Below are 12,536 nucleotides of genomic sequence, written 5' to 3'. Positions count from 1 at the left end.
TGGAATTACTCAAATATTCCCCCTTTGGTAAATTACTCATATTATCCAACGGACTATTTTCACTTCTAAAAGAAATTATTGCTATTACAATGGAAATTATTACTACGCCAAAAATTATTTTAATCTTCTTCATAGACAAACCTCGCTATATTAATATTATTTTTTTACCACATAGTAATTGTGATTATTTACCTTTTTGAATTTTAGTGCTGTATCTACACAAACTTGCTAGTTTGAAATGACTTTCTCTTCACTTCTATACCTCTCTTTCTAAAATGATGAGGCATATTAGAAAATTTAGTTCCTTATTTGCTTGTAATATAAGAATATTCATCACTAAATCTACTTTTAGCATTGAGTTCCTTTAAATTCATATAATATACCTCCAAAATATAATTAATTTTTGAAAGAACTTTGTTTATGTTTTCGATTTCAATAATTACGTCATCTTTTTTATATTTCCAATAACTCCACTTCATATTATATTCATTGGTTTAATGTTTTAATTTAAAATCCATATAGGTAATAATGACATGTACAATACCAAAAATTACTGTTGGTATAATAGCCAGATAATTATGAAGCCACATCTCAGCCAATATAAAATATGCCACTGGAAGAACAGCCATGCCCAAAAGAATAAGCAAATTTACTTTGCCTATAAAATAGAATATCCATAGCACATAATAGAAAATCAATATTATTGCCATAGCAATTGTATAGGCACATAAAATTTCAGAAGTTTGTTTTCTTATAACAAATATAAGCAGAAAGATAAATATTGCCTGACTTCCATGCTCCAAAACATCTAAAATTAAATGTCTATTTACATTGTTTCCTGATGTGGGAATTAAAAAATAAAATACATTTGGTATCATTGGCAATAAAAATATTATAAAACCAGTCCATGAAAACCCAAAGTGGTAATTCATTAGATTCTTCCCCCCCATTCCCATAACAAAAATAGTCCTTGCTCCACTTCACACTTTTTTACTGTTCCATCATAATCTTAGACTAATATGACTTAACTTAAATACCTTTAATAACTCTGCATGGATTTCCTGCAGCAATTACATTATCAGGTATATCTTTAGTGACAACACTTCCTGCTCCTATAGTTACGTTGTCTCCGATTTTAACTCCTGGACATATTATGGCTCCACCACCAACCCAAACATTATTGCCTATAGCAATTGGTTTAGCATATTCTTTGCCACTTAGTCTTTCAATAGGATCAATAGGATGAGTTGCAGTATAGATTTGAACATTAGGTGCTAAAAGTACATTATCTCCCATTGTAACCTTATTTACATCCAGTATAGTACATCCATAGTTAGCATAAAAATTTTCACCAACCTCAATGTTATAACCATAATCACAATTAAATGGTGCTTCAATATGAAATGAACCTTTAGCAATAATCAATTGCTTTAAAATTTCCTGTCTTTTGTCTTTTTCAATTGGTCTTGTATGATTAAACTCAAAAGTTAAATTTCTTGCATAGTCTCTTTCTCTAGTCAATTCTTCATCAGAAGCATTATAAAGTTCACTTGACAACATTTTTTCTTTTTCGCTTTTTATCATTTTTTAACCTCACTTTAATTCAATACTAATAATATTTTTTACCCAATGGTAGTATTAGTTAAAACTTAATCAATTACTACCACTAATAATTATAACATATTTTGTAAATATACCATTATTCAATTTAAAAAGAATATTATTTATATTTCTAATTTCAATAGTTACATGATAATCTTTCTGAAAGAGAAGGTAAAAACACCGTAAAATTCATTGCTGAATAATACGGTATTTTAAATAATTATTCGGTTTTTATACTTCAGCCATCTACTTAAAAAGTGTGGCTAAAATTAACTTTCTATTATGCTATTTTCCCTATATCCGCTATTTTTTTATTTGTTCTAAAATGCTGTGTTCTGTTAATTCAGAAAGTTTTTCAATTTTTTCATTAACCAAACTTCTAAAACAATTGGGAAGATGATCTCTGTGTGCTCTATGTATGGCAACACATTCTATGCATTTTCCATGATATTTACAGGCTTTTTTACAGGTGCAATGGTCTACTTTTCCTATACTTTCTCTCAATTCTGCTACAAATTCGTCTTGAAGTTTATGACCAAGTGAGCGTTCCCCTCTATGAAATGCCTCCAAGGCTTCTTTTTCTTTTGGATTATTATCAATAATCATATTCTCTCCCCCTATAATTTAAAATTTCATTCATAGTCCTTCAATGTATTTTACCACATTCCTTACACCAGCATATTTTTAAGTTCAACTCTTATAGTAAAATCTAACGTATCCATTACGTATAAAATTTCTTCTCTCCACATCCCTTTTGCAACATTATTTAAACACCACCAAAACTCATTGCAACATGTCCAAAAGCATATTTCACCTCTGCATAAAATCTCTCTACCCTTAGATTATATATTTAAATTATAAACTTAACGTTAATCAAGGTAATTTCAGTACTATTTTATAAAAACATATTAAAAGCCCTAATACATAGTTCCTAATTAATTCAAAAACTCAGATTTTTACGTAATATTTTTTCAACTAACTGAAGATAATCACCTTCATATGAAAATGTCTTATAGGATAGCATAGTTGCAAGACCATGCACCATTGACCACATAGCAATTATATCTTGCGCATAATCTTCCTTTTTTACATTAATACTTTTTAAAAAATCAAGTGCACAATCTTTAAATAGATTAAAAGCAATATATTCTTCACTTTTAAGTTCATTTTCCTCTATAATTATTCCGGATTCACACTTTGTTAGGAAAGCAAATTTTAAATAATCCGGATTCTCTACCATAAACCAAACATACTGTTTCCCTAATTCTATAATTCTTTCATAAGGATCATCTTTATACTTTTCCGTTACTTCCTTTAAAGAACTTTTAAAGTTATTAAACACATATTCAGATATTGCACCAATCAATTCCTCTTTATTTTTAAAATGTTTATAGGGTGCTGCGTGGCTTACATTACACAAAGCTGCTACTTTTCAATTATTTCAAGAAAAGATGTGATTTTACCTTCAGGATGGCACTGATCCAACACCCCAAACTCTGGGTCGTAAAATTTACCTTTATAGTATAATACCCAGTGAGTATATTTTGGCATATGTACCGTGAGAATGCTTATTTCTGAGTAATGTGGATTCTTTTTTGATAGTCTGATGTTTTTTTCCCCATGCTTAATTTTATAATAATCTAAAGCATCTATTATTTGTCCTATTGATGTAGAACCTCTTGTACCCATTATTTTTGCTACCTCTTCAATATCTCTATTTGCCAGCATTGCTACAACTGCTTGTCCACACATTAAGTGATTAGGTTGTGAAACATAGGATATACTATGAATTTTTTCATAGCATTTAGTTGGCTTTTCATTACTACAAAGCTCTGCTCCATTTTTCACTTTATTATTCAAAAGGCTTATTGAAATCTTCAATAAAACATCCTTTTTAACCTTTAAGTCTTTTTTCATAGCATTAGTTAGAAAAAAAGAATACTTTCCATTCCCTCTTGGCACAAGATTCAATTTAAATTCAACTTCATTTATCACTGCTTTAACAGCAACAGTACCTTTTACACCAAATACTTCCCATACATTGAATGGCAAATCTATTAATGTTCTACCTTTTAAAAGCTGCTCATCATCTACCATAAAATCAAATTTATACTCAGAAACCATTTAGTATTCCCCCAATTTTCCTCATAAATTACAATTGTTTATTTTATAAATATTATGCTCATTATCTCATAGTAGTTTTTCATATAGTTTAAACCAATCCAAGCCGTAGTTTCCAAGCCCTAAATCCACTGTATCAATATATTTAAAACCACATTTTTCATAGAGCCTTATGGCAGGTATATTTCTTTCATAAACATCCAATCGAATTGACTTAGCCTGTGCTTTAATACTGTATTCAATAGAGAAATCCATTAATGCTTTGCCTACACCACATTTCAAAAAATCTGGATGAACTACAAATGTGTATACAACAAAAACATCTGAATAGTCAGACTCAAATTCCCATTTAGCTTTATAATATGCTGGTTCAGGTTCCTGACTTAAAATAACAGAACCAATGATTTTGCCACCATGTTTTGCTACATAGAGATTACCCTGTTTTACTCCATCAACTGCATTTTGACGAACAGGATATATGCCCTTTTTCCACCCAGGATAGTTTACTTCTTTTTCCAAATGATCATTTAAATCATTATAAAGCTGTTCTAATTCATCAATATCATTTTCTTTTCCTAATTCAATAATAATATCCATACATGTATCCTTCCATTAAACTTAAAATATAAATAATCTTTGTAATAAATTACTATTCCGCCATAATATAAAACTGTTCCTTCATAACTTTTAAATAAAAGGACTTTCTATAAGCTTAATTTCTTTTTTATTTGAGTCTAAACTAATCTTGCATCCTAAAGGTAGTATCATCTTAGGATCAGTGTGCCCAAAATCCACATCTAAAACTATTGGTATGTTTGTATTATGAAACTCTTCTCTTACTACCCTTTGAATTATCTCTTTAAGTTCAGCCCTTTCTTTATCTGAATAATCCTTAGGTCTTCCAAAAATTATTCCCTTTGCTTTTTCAAATATCCCTTGAACACCGTAATTTCTAAGCATGTATCCTACATTATGAGGAGATGGCTTTTCCTCTGAAGTTTCAAAAAACAATATCTTATCCTGCCAAAAATTACTGCAAGGCCAGTATTCTGTGGATTTCAAAAATTCCAAAACCTCTATGCAACCACCCCAAAGCTTACCTTCTGCAATGCCTTCACCTTGTATAAAATCCCAGCCATACTCATTATTATAAAACTCTTCGCATTGTCCTAAGGTGGATTTATCCCCCCAATTTTTGTAAGCATTTGTCCACCGTTCATAAGGTTTGTAATTATAAGGAAACTCTCTTCCAAATAACATGGATCTTAAATGTTCTTCAAATTGCAATGGTAAGTGCTTTATCTGTGCTAGACCCGCCATAATAGAAGGGCCATAAAAAGTCACCATTCCCATATAATTTAGATATGATAAAAAAGTAGTAGAATCTGAAAATCCCATAATAAACTTAGGATTTTTTAAGATACTTTCCTTATCTAAATACTTAAGAATCCTTACAGATTCATACCCACCTATAGAAGTTATTATTCCATTAATACTATCATCAGAAAAAGCCCTATTTAAATCCTCTGCTCTAAGCTTAGGATTTTTATAAAGTTCCTCAGGACTCATCCTAGCGGTAGGCATCTCCACTACTTCAAAACCCAGAACTTCCTCTAGATTTTTAATTCCCATTTCATAAATACCTGGAAATAAAAAAGGCAATCCATTAGAAGGTGATAAAACAGCAATACGATCTCCTTCTTTTAACGCTTTTGGTTTAATCATAAAATTCTCCCCCTTTGTTAATTTACATTTTCAATTACTTTATATAAGTAATCCTTACTTCATAATTACCATCTTAACTTAATTACTGGTAATTATATCATATAATATATTAATATTTCTAACTACTTTATCATAAATTTGTTTTAAAATAAAAAATATCACAAATTCATTTCTGAATAGTGCGATATTTTAAGATGTTATTTATTTTAAGCTTAGTAATGACCTCATAAATAAATTGGAACTTGTAGATGCATAGATATTATTCATAAGTATTTTCCGGATATTACATCTTCTAATTCTGAAATAAGGTTACTATAATACTTCTTAAAGCGAGTATCGGTTTCCTTATGGTGTAAAGCATTAAATCGAATCAACCTATCAACAATATGCTCAGAAATTTTTCTTCTATATTCTAAAGAGTTGTTATAACGGTGTATTATCAAATTATTTTTCTTTTCTTCATTAAGAAGAGTTTCATATATATCAGTAACAATAAATTCATTCATAACATTTACTGCTGTATCACAAACAAATTCTGCGTTCCACCCTGTCTGTCCACTCTTGAACCCTGCCTCTTTGAGTTCATATACAGAGCATTTTTGATTTTTATATTTAGCTTCAAGAGCATTAGGATAACATTCATATACTTCAATTTTGTCATCATTCCTTGTACTTATTATGAAATCAAAATCATCATTTCTTACTCCAAATAACAATCCTGCCACTAAATCCTTAATTGCATATACATAAGGTTTTCCATGGGTTGAAATCCTTGGCTCTAATGTTTTAATTCCTTGAATATTTGAAACATGATATAGCATATAAACACCCTTTCTATACATTAAATTATAAATTTATTGCTGCTTTATTAATTCTAATTCAAACATTACATTAGGATTTGAATCTGAAATCCTAAATAGTCTTTCTGGTTGAAGAATAATCAAATTCATACAATTCAATCTTTTCTATTGGAATTCCTGTTGATTCATAATATTTTTTATATCGAATTATTCATTTTCCAAAGATCATCCTCTGTACTTTTAATTCGGGTAGTTACATCATAAATTTTTCATATTACATCATAATGTAAGAATATTATTCAATAACTTTTACATATCGATATTCATTTAGTTTTTTACCTATAGTAATTTCATTTATTGTTCCATCATGCTCAAATCCAAACTTTTCGTAGAATTTTCTTGCATTTAAATTATCCTCAAGAACCCATAATGTGACTTTATCGCAATTTCTTTTCTTTAATTCACTGATTCCCCAATTAATTAATTCAGAACCTATTCCCATATTCCAATACTCTGGTAATAAATATATACCCCATATTTCACCATATGAACCTTCTTTATCTGTATCTCTACATTTTCCAATACATATTAATCCAACAGCTTTGTTGTCATTAAATATTATAGCGTCTTCTTCCCAACCTTCTGTTAATGCCTTTTCAAAGTACTTTTGTCTTTTTTCAGTAGTAATATTATTTAATATTTCATCAGGTACTATACCTTTATATGCCAGTTTCCATGATTGCGAATGAATTTCACCTAATATTTTTGCATCATCTATATTAGCATAACGAATCTCATACATAAATATTCCACCTCTATAATTCACTATAATCCAGCATTGCTAGTCTACTGGCTGATACTTTGTCCATATAATATTTGCTATAAATAGCATCAACAAATAAATTAATCCTATATATGAAAATCCTAAGTGACCTGACATATAACATCCCCTAAGAAAATTACTATTTTTCTATCTGCTACAAATTTGTTATTTATCTGTGGATTATATAAACAATCCTTATTTCGTAGTAGTTTGTTATTGCGTCTTGAATTACACTTACTATCTAATTTAAGAAAGTTACCAATATCTTAAAGTCTCTAAGAAAAGGGTTTTATCTGTTTGAGTTGGGTTTTAATACGGTGAATTTTTTTCTTCAACCGCCCCCTATCATCAGGCAGAAGCTTGATGTTGGACATAATAGCTATCTTCTCTACTACCTCATCAATTGACATATCTTCTGTATCTATGTGTGACTGAAAGACTTCCTTTGCCAAACCTTCCAAACACCTATCTATCTGTTGTGCCCCCCAAGAATTAGCTCCATCCCCTCTGCTTTTTAGTCTTTTAAGCAAGGTTTCTTTTGAAGCCATTAAGGCATAGTGCTTTACAGTTATCCCATGACTTTTCAAAGAACCCACTATTTCATTAAAATATTTTGGATTAACTATAGTCATTGGAATAATTAAAACCCCATCATATTTATCCTCTATATACTTTATGAGTGAAAAATTAAGTTCTCTCCACACTTCATAATCTTGAAAATCTCCCTTTTTTTTAATACTTGATGGTATATTCTTTGAAATGAAAGAGCCCAAGTTTTCTGGGTCATAAACGAAAGAATTTTCAATTCTTCTGTGTAGTTCAAATGCTGTTTGTGTCTTACCTGCACCAAAAGCTCCATTTATCCATATGATCATAAATTAATCCTCCCAAATTCTCTTTTGATTAATCTTATATTTGTTAGGTAATGTGATACTGTTGTATCTTAATAAAAGAACATTTAAGTAGTAATGCTTTTTTATTAAGATTTTATATTTCCATATTTAAACTTTTAAATTTAAAAACTCCACTACTTATAAGATACTAATTAATTACTGATGTTTCAAGTTGGAATTTATTGAGTAGTTTTTTATATATAAACTTTATAATTCTAATAATTGCTACTCATTTTAACATCTTTAATAATTCAAATAAAATAGCCAAATAACTTTAGTTTTTGTATGTACATTTTCTTTTTAGAATATTAAACTATAGTCATATCAAAACAAAAAGGAGAAATTATTTATGAAAATTAAACAAATTAGAAATGCTACATTATTAATTGAGTATGCAGGAAAAAAGTTTTTAGTTGACCCTGTTTTAGCTGAAAAAGGTACTTATCCTCCCTTTCCTAACTCTCTTAGACAAGATGAATTTAACCCTTTAGTCGATTTACCTATGGCAGTTAGTGAACTTATAAATGTAGACGCTATTATTGCAACACACCTACATTTAGACCATTTTGATGATGTAGCTAAAGAAAGATTACCTAAAAATATAAAAATATATGTTCAAGATGAAGATGATAAAAAAGAATTGCTAAATTCAAATTTTACTAATATTGAAGTTTTAAAAGAAAATACTATTTTTTCTGATATTAAAATAGTAAAGACAGATGCTCAACATGGTACTGGCGAAATATTGAAAGTTGTTGGAAATGTATGTGGAATTATTTTCCAACATCCTTCTGAAAAGACACTATATATAGCTGGAGATACAGTTTGGTATGATGGTGTACAAGACGCGATTAATAAATATTTACCTGAAATTATTATTACTAATAATGGCTGTAATAAATTCTTCGGAACTAATCCTTTAATAATGGGAACAGAAGATATATATGAAGTACATAAAGCTTCTCCAAACTCATTAATTATTGCAAGTCATATGGAGGCAATAAATCATTGGACGCTCTCTAGAGAAGATTTAAGAAAATTTACTGTAGAAAAGGGTTTTTCATCTAGTGTTTTAATACCAGAGGATGGAGAAGAGTATATTCTTTAATCATAATATTAATCTTTAACTAGGGATTAACTTTTTTAATAGTAAGTAGATTATTAAATGGTATAACTCTTGGCATAGTTAGTACTATTATCGGTACAGTAGTAGCGCTTACTATACCTCTTTATAGAAAAGGTGATGGGATAAGCACTGCTCTTGCCACTGGCTTAGGCCATTTATGGGAGTTTATTTGAGTACTAATACAAATTTTATTACTATTTTCAAATTTTGCTCTTTATTAGGTTTAATTAGTTTAATAATGGGATTTTTTATCAACTTCCCCACTCTAACTTCTTCTAGTAGTAAAAATATTAAATAATATTTGATTTTAAGATACTAGCCAAACTTTAATTCTTTGGCTAGTATTCTATTATAAAAAACATTTCCTGCTTTTTATAGTGTCTTTAAATATAATAGTCACTTTATAATTAACATATTTATTCAAGTTAGTTAAAAATTCATATAACACTTCATTAGAAGGAAATATTGCTTCTATAAGATAACACCCGTCCCCATCAGTTTTATAATTATAAATTATATACTTATCTTAACTATTTACAAATAATAAAAATAAATTATGATTATCAAATTTAGTAAAAACCTCATTTATTTGTGATACGGCTCACCGTAACAGGTATACTGTAGATCTTTCAGACATTAATTAACATTAACCATTGTTCTATACTTTCCTAATTTCATATAAAATATCTAGTCTAAGAATTTTATCCATCTATTGCTTGACATTTTTCCTTATCAATTCCATAAATGTTTCTAGAAGAACTATTATTACATCAGGCTTTCCCCTTAATCTTCTAGCAACCGCTTCAACATTATTAACACCTTTGCTCCAAAGATGAACATAGACAAAAGTATATGCACACTTAACATAGTTATCATGTGTAAGATGGTATGCTTCTTCTAAATATTCTTCTCAAACATGCCTTGTTATAATTTTTTGATTATTTTTACTGTTAGTACATATAGATTTAAATGGACAATTACCTTCAACTTGTGTTCTTAAATCTTTTCCTCTTTTACTTAACATTTTCATCACCAATATTATTTTACACAAATAACAGAGTATGGACTTTGTCCACACTCTGATGTTATAATTATAATATTTAAACAATTTATTAGAAAATAAGATTAAATATGGAATAGAGGCAATGGGGGTATAATAAAATGGAATCAAAGTTTTTTTACTGGAACTTAAGTTATAAGAGAAAAATTTATAGAACCATAGGATCGTTACCAATTATAATGCTAGTACCTATTGTTTTATACTGGGGAGAGATAAATAAATATGCTAATATTTTAATAAGTAGTATGAATTTTTTTATATGGATTGCACAGCTAGTATATAATTATAAAAAATATAAATGTGAAGAGAACAAATAATAAGTTTATATTTTTTTATTGTAATACTAGGAGGTTACTACATGATAACTTTGAAAAAAGTTTTACTAATAATATGTATTATAGTAAATACATTCATCTTAATGTTGTTTTTGAACGATAAAAAATATTTTTATACAGCAATTGTCTTCCTAAATTCTTCTATGTATTACTTTTTTCCTCTTGCCATCTTAGACACACTTCCTTCAATTTCTATATTTTAATATGATAATAGATATAATTAAATACTATTTTGAATTTAGTAAATTATATTAAAATATGAAAATTTCATCAAATAGGCTAGATGAGCTTTAGCAGATGGAAGTTGAGATAAATGGAGAAAAACACATAGAAGAAATAAGAGCTTTTAAGATAATAAATGTTAACTATTAGTATGAAAATTGTAAAATATATAAAAACAATGTAAATTTAGATTTTTATAAATTAGAAGAATATATACAAATATCTTACATATGAGAATGTTGAAAAATTAAAGAAAAACATGCTTTGTAATAAAATATCAGGATAAAATTCTTGATATCAACTAGTGTAGTAAGTTTTTTATAAATATTTTACGAAAGGAGGAAAAGTATGCATGATAGTTTATAATAATATTAATTTTAAGAGTGTTGGAGGTAGAAAGTGAAAATAAGATATAGTTCTTCTGTTATGTTAGTGTTAGGAGTTTTTTTCATTATCTATTATTGTTTTACTGATTATACGAACATTAAGGCCTTAGAAAGTGTTGTCTTTACTCATTTTGCAGTAGAATTTTTAATGGTGTATAAAGAAAAGGGAGATATAAAGAAAAATTGGATTTATCTTTTTCTAGGTGTGACACTATCCATATGTGCGATAATTGCTTTTGTTGTATTCTTTAAATAATACAGTAATAAATTGATTTGTCCAAAATGTAAAATCTAGAGAGTTCTCAACTTAAAAATGTTTCAAATATCTGTAGTGTAGAATGGATGGAGAGAAAATCATAGTTAGAGTATCTTTAACGAATATCTGTGGTCAGACATATAAAAAGTTAAGTCATTTCAGTAATGAAATGGCTTTTTTTGTTCTCAAACAGTGGATTTGTACATAAGTAATGGAATGGTTCAACAAGCCGCTTATTTACAAACGTAAAAAAGGAAAAACAAATGCAGGTTCTATTACTTTAGGCTGGAAGTTTGAACTTCTAAATAAATCTAGTGGTGAATTATCTAATAAGATTGCTTTGAGTAAAAAACAAGTTATAGATGTTTACTCTGGTACAAATTTACCTAATGATAAAAAGAATGCTTTGATTAAAGGAAGTAGAGTAACTAATTCTGGTATAGCAAACTGTTTACTTATTGGTAATACAGAATTATATACTACAGCTCAAGATGTAATTAATAATATCATACCAATTACTACATATGTAGAATCTCACCCAGATATATATCTTGCTTGTAAAGCCTTAAATTATAGAACTTTTGAGCAAAAATTTGATGGTAACCGACCACTTTGTGTATTTGTTGACTGGGATGTGAAAAATGGTAAACTTACTCCTAATGTTAGATTTGATGCCCCTTTAGTCACTTGTGGAAATGCTGTTGCTTCAAAATTATTTAATGCAATGAAAACATTAAGTATTACTACCACTGATAATATTACACCTTTAAATGTGTCATCTACAGATTTTGTCTATTAAGGTATAAGGGTAGTTGATCTACCCTATCTTTTTGATCTTTATTTTCCAATTTTTTATTTATAGCTAACAGCTTTCTAATTATATAATCATTTTTATTTTAATATATTCATCTATGCAAATTGGAATTTAAGTGACGCTCTAAATCTTTGATTTAGTCAGCAGAACTTACTCCTACGAACGAATGTGAGTAGTGAGTTTCCTTTAAATATAAGTAGTACCCTTGTATAAATAAGGTATAATAATACTTTCTTTAAAGGAAATTCCTTCTCCTAACGTCGAATGAGTAAGTTCGAGGAACCAAATATAAAATTTGGAGACTTACTTAAGGAAACTCCTTTTCACATTTGTTCAAAGGAGTAAGTTCGCCTAGCCAAATATAAAATTTGGA

General features: G+C 28.5%; 16 protein-coding genes and 1 pseudogene. 4 read left to right on the top strand and 13 right to left on the bottom strand.

All coding sequences use genetic code 11. The features are described 5' to 3' along the window. Positions 1-494: 494 nt before the first annotated feature. The 11 genes from KQI89_RS17370 to KQI89_RS17320 form a co-directional block, all read right to left on the bottom strand. Entirely contained in the window at positions 495-932 is a 438-nt protein-coding gene (locus tag KQI89_RS17370; protein ID WP_216458153.1) for a hypothetical protein, read from the bottom strand. Positions 933-1,029: 97 nt separating this feature from the next. Continuing rightward, positions 1,030-1,584, bottom strand: a complete 555-nt coding sequence (locus KQI89_RS17365; RefSeq protein ID WP_246583174.1) for a sugar O-acetyltransferase — start codon at positions 1,582-1,584, stop codon at positions 1,030-1,032. Positions 1,585-1,905: 321 nt separating this feature from the next. Next, positions 1,906-2,208: an LPS biosynthesis protein gene (locus KQI89_RS17360; RefSeq protein WP_216458152.1), complete on the bottom strand. Its 303-nt coding sequence runs from the start codon at positions 2,206-2,208 to the stop codon at positions 1,906-1,908. Positions 2,209-2,270: 62 nt separating this feature from the next. Beyond that, positions 2,271-2,411, bottom strand: coding sequence for an aminoglycoside 6-adenylyltransferase (locus KQI89_RS17860; protein WP_343216395.1), 141 nt, complete (start codon positions 2,409-2,411; stop codon positions 2,271-2,273). 131 nt (positions 2,412-2,542) lie between these two features. After that, positions 2,543-3,022, bottom strand: a complete 480-nt coding sequence (locus KQI89_RS17350) for a TetR/AcrR family transcriptional regulator (RefSeq protein WP_246583173.1) — start codon at positions 3,020-3,022, stop codon at positions 2,543-2,545. A gap of 5 nt (positions 3,023-3,027) precedes the next feature. Continuing rightward, the gene (locus tag KQI89_RS17345; protein WP_216458151.1) at positions 3,028-3,726 is read right to left on the bottom strand and encodes a DUF1905 domain-containing protein; all 699 of its coding nucleotides are present in this window, start codon (positions 3,724-3,726) and stop codon (positions 3,028-3,030) included. A gap of 66 nt (positions 3,727-3,792) precedes the next feature. Continuing rightward, positions 3,793-4,320: a GNAT family N-acetyltransferase gene (locus KQI89_RS17340; RefSeq protein WP_216458150.1), complete on the bottom strand. Its 528-nt coding sequence runs from the start codon at positions 4,318-4,320 to the stop codon at positions 3,793-3,795. A 90-nt stretch (positions 4,321-4,410) separates the two neighbouring features. Next, entirely contained in the window at positions 4,411-5,448 is a 1,038-nt protein-coding gene (locus tag KQI89_RS17335; protein WP_216458149.1) for a S66 family peptidase, read from the bottom strand. Positions 5,449-5,711: 263 nt separating this feature from the next. Next, positions 5,712-6,269 carry a hypothetical protein gene (locus tag KQI89_RS17330; RefSeq protein WP_216458148.1) on the bottom strand — a complete coding sequence of 186 codons (558 nt, stop codon included), beginning with the start codon at positions 6,267-6,269 and terminating at the stop codon, positions 5,712-5,714. A 274-nt stretch (positions 6,270-6,543) separates the two neighbouring features. Then, positions 6,544-7,050 carry a GNAT family N-acetyltransferase gene (locus KQI89_RS17325; RefSeq protein ID WP_216458147.1) on the bottom strand — a complete coding sequence of 169 codons (507 nt, stop codon included), beginning with the start codon at positions 7,048-7,050 and terminating at the stop codon, positions 6,544-6,546. Positions 7,051-7,346: 296 nt separating this feature from the next. Continuing rightward, on the bottom strand, positions 7,347-7,946 hold the full coding sequence (locus KQI89_RS17320) for an AAA family ATPase (protein WP_216458146.1): 600 nt from the start codon (positions 7,944-7,946) through the stop codon (positions 7,347-7,349). A gap of 367 nt (positions 7,947-8,313) precedes the next feature. On the opposite strand from KQI89_RS17320, the gene KQI89_RS17315 reads away from it, so the two are divergent. Beyond that, complete coding sequence (locus tag KQI89_RS17315) at positions 8,314-9,072, top strand: MBL fold metallo-hydrolase (RefSeq protein ID WP_216458145.1); 759 nt, start codon at positions 8,314-8,316, stop codon at positions 9,070-9,072. A gap of 367 nt (positions 9,073-9,439) precedes the next feature. On the opposite strand, the gene KQI89_RS18250 is transcribed toward KQI89_RS17315, so the two are convergent. Both KQI89_RS18250 and KQI89_RS17855 read right to left on the bottom strand, forming a co-directional pair. Continuing rightward, complete coding sequence (locus KQI89_RS18250) at positions 9,440-9,604, bottom strand: hypothetical protein (protein ID WP_484793047.1); 165 nt, start codon at positions 9,602-9,604, stop codon at positions 9,440-9,442. 195 nt (positions 9,605-9,799) lie between these two features. Continuing rightward, positions 9,800-9,946, bottom strand: a pseudogene (locus KQI89_RS17855) (hypothetical protein); the annotation flags it as partial. A 305-nt stretch (positions 9,947-10,251) separates the two neighbouring features. Between KQI89_RS17855 and KQI89_RS17305 the strand changes: the two are divergent. The 3 genes from KQI89_RS17305 to KQI89_RS17295 all read left to right on the top strand — a co-directional run bounded on the left by KQI89_RS17305 (position 10,252) and on the right by KQI89_RS17295 (position 12,148). Then, the gene (locus KQI89_RS17305; protein WP_216458144.1) at positions 10,252-10,467 is read left to right on the top strand and encodes a hypothetical protein; all 216 of its coding nucleotides are present in this window, start codon (positions 10,252-10,254) and stop codon (positions 10,465-10,467) included. Positions 10,468-11,106: 639 nt separating this feature from the next. Beyond that, positions 11,107-11,349: a hypothetical protein gene (locus KQI89_RS17300; protein WP_216458143.1), complete on the top strand. Its 243-nt coding sequence runs from the start codon at positions 11,107-11,109 to the stop codon at positions 11,347-11,349. Positions 11,350-11,560: 211 nt separating this feature from the next. Further along, positions 11,561-12,148, top strand: coding sequence for a hypothetical protein (locus KQI89_RS17295; protein WP_216458142.1), 588 nt, complete (start codon positions 11,561-11,563; stop codon positions 12,146-12,148). Positions 12,149-12,536: the final 388 nt, after the last annotated feature.

The organism is Clostridium simiarum (genome assembly GCF_018919175.1).
In the GTDB taxonomy this organism is placed as follows: domain Bacteria; phylum Bacillota; class Clostridia; order Clostridiales; family Clostridiaceae; genus Clostridium_L; species Clostridium_L simiarum.
This window is presented reverse-complemented; position numbering and strand designations above follow the sequence as displayed.